The sequence below is a fragment of the Micromonospora sp. NPDC047738 genome, from assembly GCF_040642675.1.
Classification (GTDB): Bacteria; Actinomycetota; Actinomycetes; order Mycobacteriales; family Micromonosporaceae; genus Micromonospora.
Window position 1 is genome coordinate 116,579 of sequence record NZ_JBEYSO010000014.1, and the last position, 19,311, is coordinate 135,889.

General features: G+C 73.7%; 16 protein-coding genes. 9 read left to right on the forward strand and 7 right to left on the reverse strand.

Annotated features, from left to right (window positions below; translation table 11 throughout):
* Nucleotides 1-16 precede the first annotated feature (16 nt).
* A complete protein-coding gene (locus ABZ783_RS22285; RefSeq protein ID WP_357441363.1) occupies nt 17-988 on the forward strand; it encodes a TAXI family TRAP transporter solute-binding subunit in 972 nt (323 codons plus the stop codon).
* A 24-nt stretch (nt 989-1,012) separates the two neighbouring features.
* Here the strand turns inward: ABZ783_RS22285 and ABZ783_RS22290 are convergent, their stop codons facing one another.
* Both ABZ783_RS22290 and ABZ783_RS22295 read right to left on the reverse strand, forming a co-directional pair.
* Complete coding sequence (locus ABZ783_RS22290; protein WP_357441364.1) at nt 1,013-2,461, reverse strand: HAMP domain-containing sensor histidine kinase; 1,449 nt, start codon at nt 2,459-2,461, stop codon at nt 1,013-1,015.
* Nucleotides 2,462-2,471: 10 nt separating this feature from the next.
* Entirely contained in the window at nt 2,472-3,164 is a 693-nt protein-coding gene (locus ABZ783_RS22295; RefSeq protein WP_357441366.1) for a response regulator transcription factor, read from the reverse strand.
* A gap of 83 nt (nt 3,165-3,247) precedes the next feature.
* Between ABZ783_RS22295 and ABZ783_RS22300 the strand changes: the two genes are divergently transcribed.
* Nucleotides 3,248-4,513 carry a glycosyltransferase family 39 protein gene (locus tag ABZ783_RS22300; protein ID WP_357441367.1) on the forward strand — a complete coding sequence of 422 codons (1,266 nt, stop codon included), beginning with the start codon at nt 3,248-3,250 and terminating at the stop codon, nt 4,511-4,513.
* A gap of 241 nt (nt 4,514-4,754) precedes the next feature.
* Nucleotides 4,755-5,297 (forward strand): acyltransferase, encoded by a 543-nt coding sequence (locus ABZ783_RS22305; protein WP_357441368.1) that lies wholly within the window; start codon nt 4,755-4,757, stop codon nt 5,295-5,297.
* 50 nt (nt 5,298-5,347) lie between these two features.
* On the opposite strand, the gene ABZ783_RS22310 is transcribed toward ABZ783_RS22305, so the two are convergent.
* The 5 genes from ABZ783_RS22310 to ABZ783_RS22330 all read right to left on the reverse strand — a co-directional run bounded on the left by ABZ783_RS22310 (nt 5,348) and on the right by ABZ783_RS22330 (nt 13,447).
* Nucleotides 5,348-7,537 (reverse strand): glycosyltransferase, encoded by a 2,190-nt coding sequence (locus tag ABZ783_RS22310; RefSeq protein ID WP_357441370.1) that lies wholly within the window; start codon nt 7,535-7,537, stop codon nt 5,348-5,350.
* Entirely contained in the window at nt 7,534-8,907 is a 1,374-nt protein-coding gene (locus ABZ783_RS22315; protein ID WP_357441371.1) for a glycosyltransferase, read from the reverse strand. The genes ABZ783_RS22310 and ABZ783_RS22315 overlap by 4 nt, the downstream gene beginning before the upstream one ends.
* A gap of 117 nt (nt 8,908-9,024) precedes the next feature.
* Nucleotides 9,025-10,308, reverse strand: a complete 1,284-nt coding sequence (locus ABZ783_RS22320; RefSeq protein ID WP_357441372.1) for a nucleotide sugar dehydrogenase — start codon at nt 10,306-10,308, stop codon at nt 9,025-9,027.
* A gap of 2 nt (nt 10,309-10,310) precedes the next feature.
* Nucleotides 10,311-11,870 carry a glycosyltransferase family 2 protein gene (locus ABZ783_RS22325; RefSeq protein WP_357441374.1) on the reverse strand — a complete coding sequence of 520 codons (1,560 nt, stop codon included), beginning with the start codon at nt 11,868-11,870 and terminating at the stop codon, nt 10,311-10,313.
* Nucleotides 11,867-13,447 (reverse strand): glycosyltransferase family 4 protein, encoded by a 1,581-nt coding sequence (locus ABZ783_RS22330; protein ID WP_357441430.1) that lies wholly within the window; start codon nt 13,445-13,447, stop codon nt 11,867-11,869. The genes ABZ783_RS22325 and ABZ783_RS22330 overlap by 4 nt, the downstream gene beginning before the upstream one ends.
* 201 nt (nt 13,448-13,648) lie before the next feature.
* On the opposite strand from ABZ783_RS22330, the gene ABZ783_RS22335 reads away from it, so the two are divergent.
* The 6 genes from ABZ783_RS22335 to ABZ783_RS22360 all read left to right on the forward strand — a co-directional run bounded on the left by ABZ783_RS22335 (nt 13,649) and on the right by ABZ783_RS22360 (nt 19,273).
* Nucleotides 13,649-14,815: an acyltransferase family protein gene (locus ABZ783_RS22335; RefSeq protein WP_357441376.1), complete on the forward strand. Its 1,167-nt coding sequence runs from the start codon at nt 13,649-13,651 to the stop codon at nt 14,813-14,815.
* A gap of 31 nt (nt 14,816-14,846) precedes the next feature.
* Nucleotides 14,847-15,488, forward strand: coding sequence for a class I SAM-dependent methyltransferase (locus tag ABZ783_RS22340; protein ID WP_357441378.1), 642 nt, complete (start codon nt 14,847-14,849; stop codon nt 15,486-15,488).
* 11 nt (nt 15,489-15,499) lie between these two features.
* Nucleotides 15,500-16,207: a hypothetical protein gene (locus ABZ783_RS22345; protein WP_357441380.1), complete on the forward strand. Its 708-nt coding sequence runs from the start codon at nt 15,500-15,502 to the stop codon at nt 16,205-16,207.
* Nucleotides 16,208-16,381: 174 nt separating this feature from the next.
* Nucleotides 16,382-17,467, forward strand: coding sequence for a UDP-N-acetylglucosamine 2-epimerase (non-hydrolyzing) (gene wecB / locus ABZ783_RS22350; RefSeq protein ID WP_357441382.1), 1,086 nt, complete (start codon nt 16,382-16,384; stop codon nt 17,465-17,467).
* 35 nt (nt 17,468-17,502) lie between these two features.
* On the forward strand, nt 17,503-18,744 hold the full coding sequence (locus ABZ783_RS22355) for a glycosyltransferase family 4 protein (protein ID WP_357441385.1): 1,242 nt from the start codon (nt 17,503-17,505) through the stop codon (nt 18,742-18,744).
* Nucleotides 18,737-19,273 carry a hypothetical protein gene (locus ABZ783_RS22360; protein WP_357441387.1) on the forward strand — a complete coding sequence of 179 codons (537 nt, stop codon included), beginning with the start codon at nt 18,737-18,739 and terminating at the stop codon, nt 19,271-19,273. The genes ABZ783_RS22355 and ABZ783_RS22360 overlap by 8 nt, the downstream gene beginning before the upstream one ends.
* Nucleotides 19,274-19,311: the final 38 nt, after the last annotated feature.

Here is a 19,311-nt window from a genome sequence, read left to right on the forward strand (position 1 = left end):
GGGTGCACAGCGCAGAGTGCAGCGCGTGAGCCGACGCTGGTCTGTGCGCGGCCGGCGGCCGACCTCGGCGCCGGCGGCCCTGGTGCTGCTGTTGGTGTCGACCCTCGGCGGGCTCGCCGGCTGCCGGGACGCGCCGACCCCGGCCGTGCGGATCCGGATCGCCACGGGCAGCCCGACCGCCGTCTACCACGCCTTCGGCCAGTCGCTGGCCGCCATCCTCAACCGGGAGCTGCCCGGCGTGCAGGCCAGCGTGGTGGTCACCGCGGCGTCCGCGCAGAACGTCCGGCTGGTCGGCTCCGGGGAGGCGGAGCTGGGCTTCACCCAGGCCGACGTGCTGCCACCCCGGTCCCCGGACCACCCCGCCGTACTCGCCGTGGCCCGGGTCTACGACGACCTGCTGCACCTGGTCACCACCGCCGGCGGCCCGGTACGCACGCTCGCCGACCTGCGCGGGCGGCGGGTGTCGGTGGGCGCCTACGGCTCCGGCACCGAGGTCACCGCCATTCGCCTGCTGGAGGTGGCGCAGCTCGGCGGCGACCAGGTCTGGCAGGAGCACCTGGGCCTGGACGACTCGCTCGCGGCGCTGCGGGCCGGCCGGATCGACGCGTTCTTCTTCTCCGGCGGCCTGCCGGTACGCGGCGTCGCCGACCTGGCCGGAAGCACCGCGATGCGGCTGGTCGACCTGGGTGAGTGGACCGAGCCGCTGCGCCGCCGGTACGGGCAGGTGTACGTGACCCGGGACATTCCCCGCTCGGTGTACGGTGTGGACCCGATCAGCACGGTGGCCAACCCGAACTACCTGATCGTCCGCGCCGACCTACCGGAGGCGTTGGTGCGGGAGCTGACCCGGCTGCTGATGGACCGCCGGGAGGAGCTGGCCGCGGCCCATCCGGCGGCCGGCCGGATGAGTCCCCGGTCCGCGATCGTCACCACCCCGCTCCCGTTGCATCCGGGGGCGGCGGGCTGGTACCGGTCGACCAAACCCTGACCCCGAAGGATCCGCGGCGCGGGCTCAGCCGACGACGGAGCCGACCCGCTCGGCCGGGCCGGTGCCGTCGGCGCCGTCGCCGCTCGCCGGGCCCGTGACGGGTTCCTCCGGGCTAGGGAACCACAGCTCAGCGACCAGCCCCCGGGGCCGGCCCTGGCGCATCGTCAACCGGCCGTCGGAGGCGTCGACCAGCACCGCCACGATGGTCAGCCCCAGCCCGGCCCCGTCCACGTTCTGCACGTCGGGCGCCCGCCAGAACCGCTCGGTGGCCTGGTCGAGCTGGCTGGCCGTCATGCCCGGGCCGGTGTCCCGCACCTGCAGCGCGATTCCACCGTCGGCGGGGCGTACCGCCACGGTCACCTCTGCCCCGGTACCGCTGAACTTGACCGCGTTGTCGATCAGCGCGTCGAGCGCCTGGTCGATCGCGGTCGGCACGGTCCGGGCGTACGCGGGCGCCGCGGCTGCGTCCAGCCGGAGGGTGACCGACCGGTGCCGGGCCAGCGGCAGCCAGGCCGCCAGCCGGGAGGCCGCGACCTCGGCGGCGTCCACGGTGACCCGCTGGTTCTCCGCCCGTTCGGCCCGAGCCAGGGTGAGCAGGGCGTCGAGCAGGGTGGCCAGTCGGTCGGTCTCCTCCAGCGCCAGCCGGTGCTCGGCGCGGCCGTCGTCGTCGGTCAGGCTCGGTCCCAGCTCCTCCACCCGCAGCCGCAGCGCGGTCAGCGGGTTGCGCAGCTGGTGGCTGGCGTGCGCCACGAACGCCCGCTGCCGGTCCATCACGTCGGAGACCGCGTCGGCCATGTTGTTGAAGCTCGCCGCCAGTCGGCGCAGCTCGGGCGGGCCGAGCCGGGGGCGTACCCGGGCGGTGCGGTCGCCCTCGGCGATCTCGTGGGTCACCGCGTCCAGCTCGGTGACCGGACGCAGCACCCAGCCGGCCAGCCCGAACGCGGTGGAGATGCAGGCCAGCACCACGAGCACGCCGATCGCGGTGAGCAGCGCCCACCAGGAGGCCACGGTACGTCGGACCTTGCCGGCCGGGGTCGCGGTGACCACCGCGCCGAGCACCTCGCCGCCGTCGGTGACCGGGACCGCCACCACGACCGGTTCGTCCACCCAGGGCCACACCGAGTCGGGCCCGCTGAACTGCTGGCCCGCCAGCGCGGTGTCCAGGGCGACGACGGTGCCCGGGCCGGGCTCCCAGCTCACCGAGGCGGTCACGGTACCGCCCTCCCGGTCGACCAGCGCGGCCGCGATGCCGTACAGGTCGTCGTAGGCGGCCAGCTCGCTGTCGAGCGGGCCGGGCCCGCCGCCGCGCAGCGCCGGGCCGCCCAGCGAGGCGAACCGGCTGGCGTCGGCGAGCCGGTCGGCGCGGACCCGGTCGGTCTCCCGGGTGGCCAGGGTGACCGCCAGCGGCGTCTCCAGGGCCAGCAGGACCAGCACCATCAGCAGCAGATAGCTGATCACCAGCCGGCGGCGCACCCCGGCCCCCTCACTCGCCGCGGAGCCGGTAGCCGACCCCGCGTACGGTCTCCACCAGCTTCGGGTCGCCGAGCTTGCCCCGCAGCGAGCCGACGTGCACCTCGACCGTGTGCCGGTCCGCCCAGGTGGTGCCCCAGACGTCGAGCAGGATCCGGTCCCGCGGCACGGCCACGCCGGGCTGCCGGGCCAGGGAGAGCAGGATGTCGAACTCCTTGCGGGTGAGCGCGACCGCTCGGCCGGCCACGCTGACCGTCCGGCCGCCCACGTCGATGCGGACCGCGCCCGCCTCGATCAGGTTGCGCTCCGGCACGGTGTGCGCCGCCCGCCGCAGCACCGCCTCGATGCGCGCCTGGAGCTCCACCATCGAGAACGGCTTGACCACGTAGTCGTCGGCGCCCAGCCGGAGGCCGAGCACCCGGTCGCGTTCCTCGCCCCGGGCGGTCACCGCGATGATGCCGAGCTGGCTGCTGCGCCGGCGCAGTTCCCGGCACAGGTCGGTGCCGTCGCCGTCGGGCAGGGTCAGGTCGAGCAGCACCAGATCGCAGGGGGCGGCGGAGAGGGCGGCTTCCACGGTGGCCGCGTGCTCCACCTCGTAGCCCCGCCGGATCAGCGCGGAGGACAGGGCGCCGGCCACCCGACGATCGTCCTCGACCAGGAGGATCCGCACCCGTGCCTCCGTTCCCTCTACCTGCTGCCCACGCATCGTGGCAGACGTGCGCGCGCGACGGGAGCCCCAGGCACGTCGTGGGTACGGCGGGTCGGGCCGGTGGGCTATGGTTCTGCCTTGTGTCCGCTCCCGCCCCCGCGCACGACGAGCCGGCGTTCGCTCCCGACGTCGACGCCCCGACCGCCCTTCGGCAACGCCCCGGGGACCCGGGATCCCGCGCCGACGCGGAGGGCCAGTCGGATGCCGTGGCCGAGGAACGTCCGGGGCGGCCCTGGCACCGGCACCCGGCGGTGGCGCCGGTCGCGCTCTACGCCCTGCTGCGGCTCAGCGGGCTGGTCGTCCTCGGGCTCTTCGCCCACCGGTCCGGCGCGGACTTCTGGTCGCTGCTGCACAGCCGGTTCGACGGCATCTGGTACGTGGGGATCGCCGACGACGGATACGACACCGGGATGGTCGGCAACCACCCGAAGTCCCACAGCACGCTGCCGAACCTGCCGTTCTTCCCGCTCTACCCGGGGCTGATCGCGGCGGTCGCCGCCGTCACCCCGTTCTCCACCCAGGTCGCCGCGCTGATCGTCTCCTGGGCGGCCGGCCTGGCCGCCGCGTGGGGCATCTACGCCGTCGGCGCGCACCTCAGCTCGCGCAAGGTGGGCCTGATCCTGGTGGCCCTCTGGGCGGTCCTGCCGCACGCCGTCGTGCAGAACATGGCCTACACGGAGACGGTGTTCACCGCGCTCGTCGCGTGGACGCTCTACGCGCTGCTGCGCCGGCAGTGGCTGACCGCCGGCCTGCTCTGCCTGGTCGCCGGCCTCTCCCGGCCGACCGCCACAACCCTGGTCGCGGCGGTCGGGGTGGCCGCTCTGGTGGCGATCGTCCGCCGCCAGGACGGCTGGCGGCCGTGGGTGGCGGGGCTGCTCGCCCCACTCGGCTACCTGGGTTACCTGGCCTGGATCGGGCATCGCCTCGGCCGGGTCGACGCCTACTTCGAGATGCAGGAGAAGTACTGGCGGATCGGCTTCGACGGCGGCGTCTCGACGGCCAGGACGCTGAAGAAGGTGCTGGTCGAGCCGGCCTCGCTGCCCATGTACGTGTCCACCCTGCTGCTGGGTGTCGCGGTGGTGCTGATCGCGCTGCTCGTGCTGCACCGCTACCCGCTGCCGCTGGTGGTCTACTCGGTCATGTTCTTCCTGCTCAGCATCGGCACGGAGAACTACTACTGGGCGAAGGGCCGTTATCTGGTGCCCGCCTTCACGCTGCTCCTGCCGGTCGCCGTGGGGGTGGCGAAGGCGCGGCGGAGCACCATGCTGGCCGTGTTCGCGTTTCTCGTGGTCGTCTCCGCGGGTTACGGCGTCTACCTGAGCCTGATCTGGAAGTGGTCGCCCTGACCGCTGGCGCTTCGGCGGGTGCCGCCGCCCGCAGCCGCTGACGGACCACCGGGCGCCGACGTGCTGTCGGCGTTGCTCGACTGCCGGCTCGGTATGCTACGCCGAGCCCGATCACCGGCCGGCCGACGCCGCCGGGTGTCGGCTGGTCCCGGCCCGCGCGGTCGCCTCGGTCCCCCGGGCGCGGTCCGACGCACGGCTCCGATGGCGCGACGGCGCGCCCTGCGACGATGCGAGTTGAAGGATGACTGACACCAACGACCGTTCCCCGTCCGTGTTCGTCCACCCGACGGCCGAGGTGGAGGACGGTGCCCAGGTCGGCGACGGCACCAAGGTCTGGCACCTGGCCCACATCCGGTCGAGCGCCCAGGTCGGTGCCGGTTGCGTGATCGGGCGCAACGTGTACGTCGACGCGAACGTCACCGTCGGCGACCGCGTCAAGATCCAGAACAACGTCTCGGTCTACCAGGGCGTCACCATCGAGGACGAGGTCTTCGTCGGCCCGTCCGCGGTGTTCACCAACGACTTCCGCCCGCGCGCCCAGAACCCGGACTGGACGATCACCCCGACCCTGGTCCGCCGGGGCGCCTCGATCGGCGCCAACGCCACCCTGGTCTGCGGCATCGAGGTCGGCGAGTACGCCATGATCGCCGCCGGTTCCGTGGTCACCAAGGACGTCAAGCCGTACCAGCTGGTGGCCGGCAACCCGGCGCGCCCGAAGGGCTGGGTCGACGAGAAGGGCGACGTCGTCTCCCGGGACGTCGACACCCCCCCGGCGCAGCACTGACGGCACCGGTGGCCGGCCGGGAACCCCCGCGCCGGCCACCGGCCCCACCGCTACTCGAAGCCGTGCAGCGAGGTGGTGACGACGAGATCGGGGTGCCGGCGGGCGAGCTGCCAACCGACCGTCACCCCGTAGGTGCCCGCCACCACGACCCGGCGGGTGCGGGTCAGGTCCAGCTTGGGCAGCACGTCACGTCGAACGACCCGCCACATGATTCTCGGCCGCACGATCCGGTAACCCCGCTCGAAGCCGGAGTCGTGCACCAGCCTCGCCAGCTTCCGGTGCGCCCGCTGTGCGTTCAGGACGCCGAGTTCGGGCCAGATGGACTCCTGCCGGCGGGTGCGGTTCCGGGCCGCGGACAGCACCTTGCCGGGCACCCGGTAGACGATCGCCTGCTCGACGCGGAGCATCGGGCGGCGGGACTCCGCCACGTCGATCGGGTGGACACGCAGCCGGGGATCCCGCGCCGCCTCCCGCCACAGGTTCGCGTCGTGGGTGATGACGTCGACGCCGAAGCCCGCCGCGGCGGCACGCAGTGCGAAGTCCCGGGCCGGGTAGAACCGGGGCGCGTTGATCGCGACGAGGACGATCCGTTCCCCCGCGACCGTCGCCGGGGCGGCAGTCGCAGCCGGTTCGGGACCGGCCGCGGCCGGGCCACCCGGGCGAGCCGGGGCCGTCACGGGGGCCTCCGGGACCTGTTCGCCGGTCAACTGCGGCAGTACGGCCGGCGCCTCGTACCGCGCCTGGAGCGCCGCCCGGGCGGCGCTCACGTCGGCCCTGCCGAGGCGCGCGCCCAGGCGACGGTAGCCGTCCACCATCCCCGAGGCGTCCTGCGCCGTCTCGACCAGCGTCCCGGCCACTTCGGACAGCACGGCCAGCATGGGCTCGGTGGGCGCCTCAACGGCCGCCAGCACGGGCGTGCCGGTGGCGACGGCCTCGACCAGGAGTTCGCCGAGCCCCTCCGGCTGGCCGGCGTGCACCAGGAGGTCATGCCCGTGCAGCAGGTCGGCAAAGGCGGTGTGCGGCACCGGGGGTACGAAGGTGACCCGGTCGCGTAGCTTGAGCTCCTTGATGCGGTCCGTCACCCGGCGCCCCGTCGTGGCGGCGTCGACGAGGGTCAGCGTCACCCCCGGATCCGCCGCGGCGACCTCGGCGAACGCCTCCAGGGCCATCGAGAGGCCCCGCCGCTGAAGGAGCGGCCCGACGTGCAGCCAGCGGCGCAACTTCGCCGGCGGCGTGGACCGTGCGGGCAGGACGTCGAAGTCGACGATCTTCGGCACGACCCGGAGCTTGTCCAGGTGCGCGGGGAAGTTCGCGCCGAGGAGCTCGGACAGGAACGGGCTGGTGCAGACCACCTCGTCGGCCCGCTCCAGCACCCGCTCGTAGCGTTCCCGCGTCGCCGGCTGGGCCAGCATCTGCGCCAGCAGCGGCGAGGACTCGATCACCACGACGCGGGCGTCGGGCCGGGCCAGGGCGGTCGCCACCACCCCGCCGAACATGCCGCCGTGCGCGTGCACCACCGGCGCCTCGATCCGGCCGGTGGGCAGCGCGGCGCGCACCGCGTCGAGGTGCGCGTCGGCCCGGGCGACGAACTCCCGGGGCCGGGCCAGCAGGGGTACGGCCATCCGGGTCAGTTCGGCCTCGGGTTCGTCGAGCACCGCCGCGGCGTCGACGAGCCGGGCCAGCCGCTCCAGCGTCACGGTGACCAGCGGCGCCGCCGACGAGGAGGAGGACGTCGGCCACTCCTCCGTGTGCAGCACGGACACCCGGTCGTACCGCTGCCCGAGCGCGGCCACCGCGGCACGGACGAACGTGCCGGCGAGCGGATCCGCCGGTGACGGATACCAGGGAGTGACGACGGCGAGGTCGGCAGCAGCCGGCCGGCGCGCCTCGTCCACGACCGGCTCGAACCGGACCGGCAGGTCCCGCCGGCGGCGGCGCGCCGCGTACGCCACCGGCACGGCCTCCGGATCGCCGGCGACCAGGAGATCGACTCCGGCCAGCAGACCGCGCTGGCCCAGCACGAGGCGGCGGGCGGCCTGCACCGCCTGCCGGGGGTCCCGGGGGACCCGATGCACGGTGGCGGCGGCGGGCAGGTCGACGCCGGTCCACTCCGGCACGTCGGCCACGACGGCCAGCACCTGGTGCCCCTGGTCGACCAGCCGGGTGAGGTGAGCGGCGGCGGCACTCACGCGGGTGCTACCGAGCGCCAGGTAGACGACGTTGTGCTCGGCAGTCGTCACCGGGATCCCTCCGCGAGCCGGCGCAGCCGTGCCTCCCAGGGACCGAGCGTGGCCGCCCGGGTGTAGGTGTGCGCGTGCCGAAGCGCGGCCTCATGGGTGTCCCGGTCGACGTCCCGGGCGGCCTTCGCAGCTGCCACGAACGAGTGGGCGACGCAGTCGGCGTCGAGCCGTGGACCGGCGAACCAGAGCGGATAGCCCTCCAGCACCTCGACCGCCGCGATCTCCGGCTCGTGCACCGACACGATCGGCTTGCCGGAAGCCATGTACTCGAAAACCTTTCCGGAGGTGACGTAGCGGGCGCCGGGCACACAGAAGACCAGGCCGTCGGTCTGCGCGTACACCCCGGCCGCCTCGGCCTTGCCGAAGGCGCCCCGGTAGCGCACGCCCATGTCCTCCTCCTCGGCGATCCGCTGCCGCAGGGGCGGTGCGTTGTCGGGGAAGAATCCCAGGTGGCCGTGGATGTCCAGCTCGGCATCGGCGAGCAGCGGATGCTGCCGGGCCTGCCGCCACCCGGCGAAGAGCACGTCGAGGGGGAGGTACGAGGTCACGGTGCCCACATAGGCGAACCGCAGCGGCTTGTTCGGGTCCGGCACGGTGTGCTCCGGCCGGCCGAGGATCTCCGGCTCCCAGCCGTTCGGCACCACCTGCATCCGGTCCGCCGCGAACGGGTAGCGCTCGGCGTGCCAGCGCCGCATCCCGTCGTTGACGAAGACGATCTCGGCCGCGTCCCGCAGGATCCGGGCCTCCCACCGCATCGCCTTGCCGCCCTCGGGCACCGAGAGCTCCTCGGTGAACTGGTTGAAGGTCCAGGCATCCCGGTAGTCGACCACGTAGGGCACCCGGAAGGCGCGGCCGAGCAGCCGGGCCGCGGCGAACGAGACGAACGGGTTGCCGGTCGCCAGGACAAGGTCGAACCGCTGCTCGCTGTGCAGCCGCCGCGCGGCCCGGAAGACGCCGGGCATCCAGCCGAGATATGGCTCGGGGAAGATGGCCTTCTGCAGCGCCGCGTGCAGCCGGTCGGAGAGCATCGGGAAGTTCGCCCGCAGCCGGCCGAACTTGCGCAGGTCCGTCTCCCAGTGGCGCATGTTCATCGCGGGGCGCTCGACCCGTATCCGCGGGTCGACCGTCGCCTCCAGCGTCTCGTCGCTGGCGTCGGACAGATAGTGGGTGAAGAATTCCCTCGGTGCCGTCAGCACCGTCACATCCCAGCCGGCCTGGGCCAGGTGGTTGGCGGTGGCGCGGGCGCGGAACACGCCGCTGGCCCGGCTGGGCGGGAAGTAGAAGGACAGGTAGAGAATCCGGGGGCGCGTTTCCGTCGCACCGGTTGCCGCGTCGATGGCGCTGTCACTCCTCGTCTGGCCCCGACTCACCGGACCTCCCGCGCTGGCCGCGGTGGCACCGCGACCGGCCCCGGAGGTCCGGGCGTTCGGGTTCGGATCAGGTCCCATGGAGTTGACCCGGGCGGGACGGACCCGCCCGGGATCAGATCATCCGCCGATGACGACGCGGCGAACGCCGGGCCAACGGGCCGGGTCGGTCACCCGGCGCCCGTCCACCAGCACCGTCACGCCGGGCAGGTCGCTCTGGCCGAGCGTCCGGTACTCGGCGTGGTCGGCCTGGACGACCGCTGCGGTGACCGGCTGGCCCTCGTACGCCGGCAGCCCGTGCGCGGTCAGCTCCTCCGTGGTGTACATCGGGTCGGAGACGTACGGCGTGGCGCCCCGGGCCCGCAGCGCCTCGACCGTCGGGAAGACGCCGGAGAAGGCGGTCTCCTTCACGCCGCCGCGGTAGGCGGCGCCGAGCACCAGCACCGCCACGTCGGTCAGGTCGCCGTACGCGGCGGCCAGCAGGTCGACGGCGTACTGCGGCATGGCGGCGTTGGCCTCGCGGGCCGAGCGGACCACCGTTGCGGCCGGGTCGTTCCACAGGTACATCCGCGGGTAGATCGGGATGCAGTGTCCGCCGACCGCGATGCCCGGCTGGTGGATGTGGCTGTACGGCTGGGTGTTGCAGGCCTCGATGACCTTGGTGACGTCGACGCCCACGGTGTCGGCGAACCGGGCGAACTGGTTCGCCAGGCCGATGTTCACGTCGCGGTAGGTGGTCTCGGCGAGCTTGGCCAGCTCGGACGCCTCGGCCGAGCCCAGGTCCCAGACGCCGTTCGGGCGGTTGAGGTCGGCGCGCTCGTCGAAGTCCAGCACCGCCTCGTAGAAGCGCACGCCGTGCGCGGCGGACGCCTCGTCGATGCCGCCGACCAGCTTCGGGTAGCGGCGCAGGTCGGCGAAGACCCGGCCGGTGAGCACCCGCTCCGGGCTGAACACCAGGTGGAAGTCCTGGCCGGCGGTGAGGCCGGAGCCCTCCTCCAGCATCGGCGCCCAGCGGTTGCGGGTGGTGCCGACCGGCAGGGTGGTCTCGTAGCTGACCAGGGTGCCCGGCTTGAGGCCGCGGGCGATGGCCCGGGTGGCGTCGTCCATCCAGCCGAAGTCCGGCACGCCCTCGGCGTCCACGAAGAGGGGGACGACCACGACGACGGCCTCGGACTCGGCGACCGCGGCGGCCGTGTCGGTAGTCGCGCTGAGCAGCCCGGCGGACACCGCCTCCTTGAGCTTGGTGTCCAGGTCGGTCTCACCGGGGAACGGCACCGCGCCGTCGTTGACCAGCTGCACGACCCGCTCGGAGACGTCCGCTCCGATCACCCGGTGGCCCTTGGACGCGAACTGCACGGCGAGCGGCAGCCCGATCTTGCCCAGTGCGACGACGCAGATGTTCATGGCTACTTCTTTCCTCCTAGTGGAAGCCTGTGCCGCAGGCGGGCCAGCAGCCGGCGCGGCGTCAGCGGTGCTACGGCGATCACCAGCTCACCCTTGTGGTTCGTCGTGGCGGTAAGGACGTGCAGGTGGCCTCCCCGCCGCCGCACCGTGCGCTGTGGCACGGGCCGCGCCGGTCCGCGCAGGGCCGTCTCACCAACGGTACCGAACGCCTCGGCCTCCGCCCGGACCACCCGGAGTTCGCCACCGGGGGCGACGCCGGCGAGCAGCCCGGCCAGCGGAAGCTGCGCCCGCACCACAGTCCCGTTGCCGTCCGCCTCGAGCGTCGCGTCGGCGCTGACGGTCTCGCCGGCACGGAGCCGGATCGCGGCGGCCAGCCGGGGCAGATCCCCGCGCGGGCTGCGGGCCGTCACCGCCAGCGTCCGGTTGCCCAGGAACGACACGGAGACGGTGTCCAGCCGGGCGATCCAGTCGGCGACCCGGTCGGTGACCTCGAACCAGCGGTCGGCCATGCCGAGCCGGGGGTCGCGGAAGCCGGGGTAGCCGGCGTACCAGTGCTCCCCGTCGACCACGGCCGGCGGGATGCCCTCCTCGGCGTCCTGTCGGATGACGGCGAGCAGGTCGTCCAACTCCCCGTGCCGGGCGGTGCCCAAGCGCACCCGCGCCTGGATCGGCAACTGGTCGCGGATCTCGTCGGTCAGGTAGCGCTCGACCAGGGTGCGTACGCCGGCCCGGACCTGCTCCTGCACGCCCCGGTCCAGCGCCAGGAAGTCGTTCTCCAGCAGCTTGGCGACTTCCCAGGTGAAGTGCCGCAGCAGGATCGCGTCGCGGCGCTTGCCCGCCTCGACCAGACCGGCGACGAACTCCACCAGCGACTCGGCGCAGCGCAGCCGCTCCAGGTGGCGGCTGCGGTAGGTGATGTTGCGGGCGTTGAGCCGGCGCACCGCGTAGTAGTAGTCGTAGTCGGCCAGCACGGAGATCCGGCGGGCCCGCACGCAGGCCTCGATGGTGAACGGCTGGTCGCTGCCGACCGGCATGTCCTCCGGGTACCGCAGCCCGTACCGCTCGATCAGATCCCGCCGGAACAGCTTCGTGTTCGACAGGGACCAGGGCAGCGCCGAGTCGAACAGGTCCAGGTCGGGCTCGGTCCGGGCGAAGACCGCCTGGTGGATGTAGCGGCTGTTGACCCCGACGGTCCGGCCCAGCACCACGTCGGAGTCGTAGCGGTCCGCCGCCGCGACGAGCCGCTCCAGCGCCTCCGGGCCGAGGTAGTCGTCGGAGCCGATGAAGAAGACGTACCGGCCGGTGGCGTGCTCCAGGCCGCGGTTGCTGGGCGCGGCGGGCCCGCCGGAGTTGGGCTGGTGGATCACCTTGACCGTGCCCGGGTGGAGCCGGGCGAACCGGTCCAGCTCCCGGCCGCTGCCGTCGGTGGAGCCATCGTCCACCGCGATGACCTCCAGCCGGTCCGCGCCGATGGTCTGCTCGACCAGTGAGGTCAGGCACCGCGTCAGGTAGGGCATGGTGTTGTAGACGGCGGTGATGACGGTCACGTCGGGTCGGTTCACCCGCTGACCCCCGCGGGTGGCTGCGCGTCGGTCGTCCGCGCCACCGGCTCCCCCGCCGCCGCGTCACCGACCGGTCGGGGCCGCCCGGGCAGCAGCCGCCGGTAGACGACGTCCAGGACCTTGGCCTGGGCCTCCCAGGTCCAGCTCTCCAGCAGACCGGGCCGGTCGTACGCCGTGCGGTAGCGGGCCGGGTCGGCCAGCACCGCCCGGACGACGCGCACGTAGTCGGCCACGTCCTCGGCTCGGAACACCTCGCCCTGGCCGGTCGACCGTACGGTGCCCGCCATCGTCCGCACGTCGCTGACGATCAGCGGCAGCCGCGCGTGCGAGTACTCGAAGAACTTGGTGATCAGCGCGATCTCGTGGTTGGGCCAGTGGTGGATCGGGATCACGCCGGCGTCCGCCGCCGACAGGAAGGGCACCACCTGCCAGTGGGCCACGTACGGCAGGGCGTGCACCCGGTCGGCCACCCCGAGCTTGGCCGCCCGGGCGAGGAGACCGGAGACGTACGGGCCGGTGGGCTTGTTGACCACCAGCGCGACGTGCACCCCGGGCAGCTGCGGCAGCGCGTCGACCATGACGTCCAGCCCGCGCTGCCGGGCGGCGGCCCCGCTGTAGACCAGCAGCGGAGTGTCGGCGCCGATGCCGCAGAGCGCCCGCAGATCCGGCGCGGGAGCGTCCGGAACCGGCTCCTCGCCGTGGTCGGCGGCCGGGGCGTTGAGCACCACGTCGGGCAGGGTGGCCAGCCCGTGCTGGCGCTGGAGCAGCTCGGCCAGGCCGTCGGAGACGGTCATCACCGCGTCGGCGTACCGGGCGTACTCCCGCTCGTGCGCCATGTGCGCGGGCAGCCAGCGGGCATTGTCCTGCCAGGGTCGGAGCCCGGGCAGGAACTCGTGGGCGTCCCAGACCAGCTTGATCTCGCGCCCCGCGGCGGCGGCGCGGATCTTGGCGCGGGCGCCCACCCCGAGCATGCGGAAGTCGTTGGCGTGGATCAGGTCCGGCCGCAGTTCGTCGAGCACCGGCCCGTAGGCCAGTTCGTAGTCCCACAGCCCCGGCTCCAGCCGTCGCCAGGCGCCGTCGCCCTTCACCGCCTGCCAGAACAGGGTGTAGGCACGGTCCCACGGATTGCGGAACCGGCGTCGGGTGCGGGCCCGGGTGAGCTGCCAGTATCGAAACGAGACCCATTTCCGGGTCGCCTGGGCGGCGAGCCGCTCGGCGGCCAGCAGGCGGCGGCGCAAGGCCAGGCGGGGGGTGTCGGGGTCGGCCAGCTTGAGCTGAGCGGCCCGGACCGCGAGATCGGCCTGCCAGGCCTTGACCGCCTGGGCCCGGTGCGCGGCGATCCCGCTGGGCGGGTACGCCAACGGCCACCGCAGCCAGGCGCGGCGGAACTCGTGCCGGCGGCGGGCGAGCGGATCGGGCATGGGCAGCAGCCGCACCTGGGCGTCGCCGAGGGACCAGCTGCGTGCCTCCAGGACCGGCGATCGACCCAGGAGGATGACCTCCCACCCGGCCTCCGCCGCGGATCGGGCGGCCTTCTGCACCCGCGAGTCCCCGTTGACGGCGTTGTCCACCAGCATCACGACCCGGCCCCGGGCGGTCGGGTCGGCAACGCCGTCGAACCTCATGATGCTTCTCCCGCCTCCCCTGTCGGGCCCCGTCTCCTGCCACGGAACCCCGGCGAGTGTACGGCAAGCGCCGAGGATGCCTCGCGGACATCGGACGATCGGACAGTTAGGCGTCGTAACGGGGCACCTCGGCCCCTCACTACGATGGACCGGGTGAGTGTTCCCGCGCAGGCCGCCACGGCGGCTCCTCGTAGCGTTCTCGAGCGCGACCCTCGATCCCCCGCCCCCTCGACCGGCTCCGCCGGGACCCCGCCGGTCGAGGCCGGCCGCCCCACCCGCCAGTACTCCCTCGACGTGCTCCGGATCCTGGCGATCTCTGGTGTGGTCGCGATCCACACGGTCGGGATGGTGCTGGGCCACGACGAGCTGCGGGGCACGGTCGAGTGGTGGCTGGCGGCCGGCATCGACATCGGGGCGATCTGGACCGTGCCCCTGTTTGTCATGATCAGCGGTGCGCTCACCCTCTCCCCGCGGGCACACGCCGCCGGACCCGGCGCCTTCTATCGCAAGCGTTTCGTCCGGATCCTCCCCGCCCTGGTGGTCTGGCACGTTGTCTACCTGGTGGTGGCCCGGATGGGGCTGCGCGGCGAACGGCTCACCATCGAGGGCCTGGGCGTCCTACTGTTCGATGCCCGGGTCTTCACCGCGCTCTATTTCCTCTGGTTGATCGCCGGGCTGTATCTGGTCGCGCCGGTGCTCGTCGCCTTCCTGCGCGACGGCGGCCGGCGGCGGGCGCTGATCCTCGCGGGCGTGGCACTCGGGTTCACCGTGATCGCCTTCCTGGGGTCCGCGATCGCCGCCCGGCTGGGCGCGCCCCGGCCGATCCACCTCGGCGCGCTCACCCTGTGGTGGCCGTACGTGGGCTACTTCGTCGCCGGATGGGCGCTGCGCACGGTCCGGCTGGGCCGCCGCGGCCTCGTGCTGGCGTCCGTCGCCGGGCTCGCCCTGCTCGCCGAGGGGGTGTGGCAGTGGGGCACCCGGGCGGAGCGACCACTGCTGCAGACCCTGATGCCGATCGGCTACCTGGGGGCGAGCGTCGCCGCGGCCACCATCTGCATCTTCCTGGTCGGCGTGACCCTCGGCGACCAGCGGACGCCCTCCCCCCGCGTCGGCCGGTGGCTGGTCCGGCTCTCCGAGGCGTCCTTCGGCGTGTTCCTCGTCCACCTGCTCGTCTTCGAGGTGCTCCGGTTCAGCGTGCCGGCCATCGCCGCGGGCGCGTCCCTGCCACTGATGCTGGGCACCTTCGCGGTGGTGCTGGTGACCTCGTTCGCGATCTCGCTCGGGGCGGCCCGGATCCCGTACATCCGGGCCGTCTTCTGAGGCGGGCCACGATGGTGGGCGGTACGACGCGATGACGCTGCTGTCGCCAGAGGAGAACGCCGCCTACTGGAACCGGCGGCACCTCACCGAGGGCTACCTGCGCTCGGGCGGCGACATGTCGTACGACGAGGGCACGAACCGGATGTTCTACATCCTGCGGCTCGGGCTGCTGCTGGACATCATCGGGCACAACGCCGATCCGGTGGCACCGCTGTACCTGCTCGACGCCGGCTGCGGGAAGGGCTGGTTCAGCCGGCAACTCGCCCAGTTCGGCCACCAGGTTGACGGCATCGACGCCAGCGAGAGCGCGATCGCGTACTGCCGGGACCGGGGCGGCCCGGCCCGGTTCCACGTCTCCCCGCTGGCCCAGTGGCGCAGCCCCTGGTTCTACGACGTGGTCCTGGCGGTCGACGTGCTGTTCCATGTTCTCGCCGATGACGAGTGGGAACGATCGGTGCGTAACCTCGCCTCGCTGGTGGGGCTGGGCGGACGGCTGGTGGTCAGCGACTGGGGGGAACCGGACGACCGGGTGTACGGCGACTACCAGGTGGTCCGGGGCACCAACCGCTACCTGCCGCTGCTGAGCGAGTGCGGCCTGCGCTCCGACGGCTGGCGGCCGTACGCGTTCCGGCAGAACCCGATCGGGTTCCACGTCTTCACCCGAGAGCACTGAGGGGACCGACCATGCGTCTGCCCGAGGTCCTGGCGCTGCACCTCAGCGGCGTCCGGGAGGTCGTCGACGTCAGCCGCGAGGGGGTCGACCTGGCGGCGCGGTACGCCCTTCCCGACGACGTCAGCCACCGCCGGTGCCCGGTCACCGACGCCGCCGAGCTGGTCCGCACCCCGGACCGGCTCCTGGTTGGCCTGCTCGGGCCGGAGCCGGCGGTGCACCTCCAGGCAGCAGAGGTGGCGGCGGCGCTGGCCGGGGCGGCCGCCGGAACCCGGGGAGTCCTGCTGCTCGCCTGGCCGGTCGACGAGCTGCCGGTCCACCTGCTGGCCGGGCCGATGGTGGCGGCCCGATGCCAGGTCGTGGACGCGATACCGCTGGGCACCGCGGGGATCCGCGGGGTTTCCGCCGCCGTCGTCGTGCAGCGGGTCGACCGTCCGCTGCCGCCGCGTGGGCACCTTGTCGACATGACGGTCGCCCGGCGGACCGCGCATCCCGTCCCCGAGCCGGCCGACGAGCTGCGGACGGTGCTGCGCATGGCCAACGAGCACCGGCTCACCGGCCTGGTGACCCGGGCGGTGCGACGGCGCTTGCGCGAGCTGGAGGAGCAGGTCGAGCGCCAGCGGCAGCGGCTCGACGAGCGCGACGCCCGGCTGGCGGAGCTGGAACGCGAACTGGCCCGCCAGGCGACCGCCGGGGCCCCGGCGGAAGGCGCGGACCGGTAGCCGGGCGAAGGGCGCCACCGGAGCCGGACGAGGGATTCTTCGGATCCGGGCCCGGCTCGAAGTAAGGTGTCCAGAGCCCAGGCCGGGGCGAATCGGGCCCGGTTTCGCCGCCCGTGCCGGGCACCGCGTTCCCACAGCCGTCGCAGCAGGTCAGAAGAATCGGGAGAACATGCCGTGAAGGTAGTCAGTGTCGTCGGTGCCCGCCCTCAGCTGGTGAAGCTCGCACCAATTGCGGCCGCGTTCCGGGACACCGGGCACCAGCACGTCATCGTGCACACCGGCCAGCACTACGATGCCGACCTGTCCGACGTGTTCTTCTCCGGGCTGGGCATCCCGGATCCGGACGTCCACCTCGGGATCGGTTCGGGCAGCCACGGCGCCCAGACCGGCGGGGTGCTGGCCGCGATCGACCCGGTGCTCGCCGAGGAGAACCCGGACTGGGTGCTCGTGTACGGCGACACGAACTCGACCCTTGCCGGCGCCGTCGCGGCCGTCAAGCAGCACCTGCGGGTGGCCCACCTGGAGGCGGGGCTGCGCTCGTTCAACCGGCGGATGCCGGAGGAGCACAACCGGGTGCTCACCGACCACGCGGCGGACCTGCTGCTCGCGCCGACCGAGGAGGCCATGCGGCACCTCGCGGCGGAGGGCCTCGCCGCGCGGTCGGTGCTGGCCGGCGACGTGATGGTCGATGTCTGCCTGCGCATCCGGGATGCCGTGCTGGCCGGCGGGCGGACGGCCCCGGAGCTGCCCGAGGGGATCGACCCCGCGGAGCCGTACCTGCTGGCCACGCTGCACCGCGCGGAGAACACCGACGATCCGCAGCGGCTGGCCGCCCTGCTCGGGGCCCTGGCCGCGGCCCCCGTGCCGGTCGCGCTGCTGGCCCACCCGCGGCTGGTGTCCCGCGCGGAGGCGTACGGGCTGAAGCTCGACCAGGGCGCGATCCGGGCCGGCCGACCCCTCGGCTACGCCGGGATGGTCAGCGCGGTGCTCGGCTCGGCCGGCGTGGTGACTGACTCCGGCGGCCTGCAGAAGGAGGCGTACCTGCTCGGGCGGCCATGCACCACGCTGCGCGGCGAGACGGAGTGGGTGGAGACCCTCGCCGGCGACTGGAACCGGCTGGTGCCCGACCCGCACCTGCTGGAGCCCGGCGCCTGGGCGACGACGGTGAGCCGACCGGCCCCCGACGCCCCGCGCGGCACCCCGTACGGTGACGGCCACGCCGCGGCGCGGGTCGTCCAGCTGCTCGAGCAGCATCTCTGACCGTGACGGGCACTGAGCGAGCGGGAGGAGAGCCCGTGTCCGGACCAGCGAACGTGGCGATCGTGACGCCCTGGTACCCAACCCGGCAACGCCCCTTCCTGGGCGCCTTCGTGCAGGCGATGGTCGAGGCGACGGCTCCGGGGCACGACCGGGTACGGCTCTACCACTGCGAGGAGTGGGGCCACCGGCTGCCACCGGACACCAGCGACGCCGTCGATCAGGGCTACCGGGAACTGATCGCGCACGCGGTACACCCGGGGCGAACCGTGGGCGGGGCGGAGCTGGTGCACCTTCCGGTGCCGCTGCCGGTCACCACCGACTACGCCGCCATCGCCCGGCGGCACGAGGAGACCCTGCGGTCGGTGCTCGGCGGCCAGCCGATCGACGCGCCCGTGGTGCACGCCCACGTCGGGCTGCCCGGCGGGTGGGCGGCGCTGCGCAACGCCCGGCCCGACGCCCGGGTGTTCGTCACCGAGCACGCCACTTTCCTCGATCTGGTGCTGGCCCAGCCCGAGGCCCGCGCGATGTACGAGGAGCTGCTGCAGCGGTGTGCCGGGGTGTTCGCGGTCGGAGAGGCCGTCCGGCGGCCCTTGGTCGAAGCCTTCCCGCAGCACGCCGACCGGGTTGGCTACCTGCCCAATCCGATCTCCTTCGACCAGCAGCGCGCTGCGCCCGTCACCGCGCTGCGCCGCTGGCTCTTCGTCGGCGGACTGATCCCCCGCAAGGGGGTGCGCTGGCTGCTGGAGGCATTCGCGTCCTGCCGGGCCCGGGACCCGGAGCTGACCCTCACCTTCGTCGGCGAGGGCGAGCTACGCGGCCAGCTCCAGCAGCGCGCCGAGGAACTCGGCGTGGCCGACGCGCTGACCTTCACCGGCGCGGTGCCGCCGGACCGGGCCCTGGCCCTGATGCGCGAGCACGACCTGCTGGTCCACCCGAGCCGGTTCGAGACGTTCGGAATGACCGTGGTCGAGGCGGTGGCCGCCGGCCTGCCGGTGCTGGTGACCCGCTGCGGCGGCCCGGAGGAGACCCTGGCCGGGGTCGAGGACGCCGCCGCCGAACTGGTCGATGTGGAGGAGGGCTCCGAAGCCCTGATCGCCGGCTACTGGCGGCTGCGCGAACGGTTCGACCGGCTCGACCTGGCGGGCGCCCAGCGGGAGCTGGCCGCCCGGTACAGCTACCCGGCGGTGGCCCGCGCCCATGACCGGGTGTGGTTCTCGGCGGGCAATTCCGTGGCGGATGCGGTGCAGGCGGGACTGGGTGGACGGATCGATGACTGAGCAGGTGCTCATCCTGGCCCTCGGGGCCACCCGGAAGCGGGCCGTCGTGGAGGACGCGGCCGAGGTCGTCGCACGCGGCGGCCGGGTCACGGTGTTGATCACCTCGGCGGCGGACTGGCGCCGGGAGCGCTTCGCGCCGGGCGTCCGGGTGGTCGACCTGACCGAGCTGGAGGGGCGTCGCCTTCCGCTGCGCGTCGAGCGGGCGGTGCTGTACCGCGCTCCCCGGCTCGCCTTCCGGGCGGTCGGTCGGGGTCGCCTGGCCGGGTGGACGAAGCGGGCCGGGCGGGCGTACGAGCGGCGGATCGCCGACCGGGTGCACCGGCGCGTCTTCCTGCCGGCGTACCAGCGGCTGCGCAACGACCTGGTGCCGCAGCGGCTGGCCGAACGGGTGGTCACCGAGACCGCGGCGGATCTCCTCGTGGTCGCCGACCCGGCCTCGATCCCGCTGGCCGCACGGATCGTCCGGCAGTCCCCGGCGCTTCGGGTCGGCTACGGCCTGCCCTACCTCACTCCGGCCGCCCCCAGCTGACCCCCGCGGTCGGGGGCGTACGACACGACCGGCCGGTG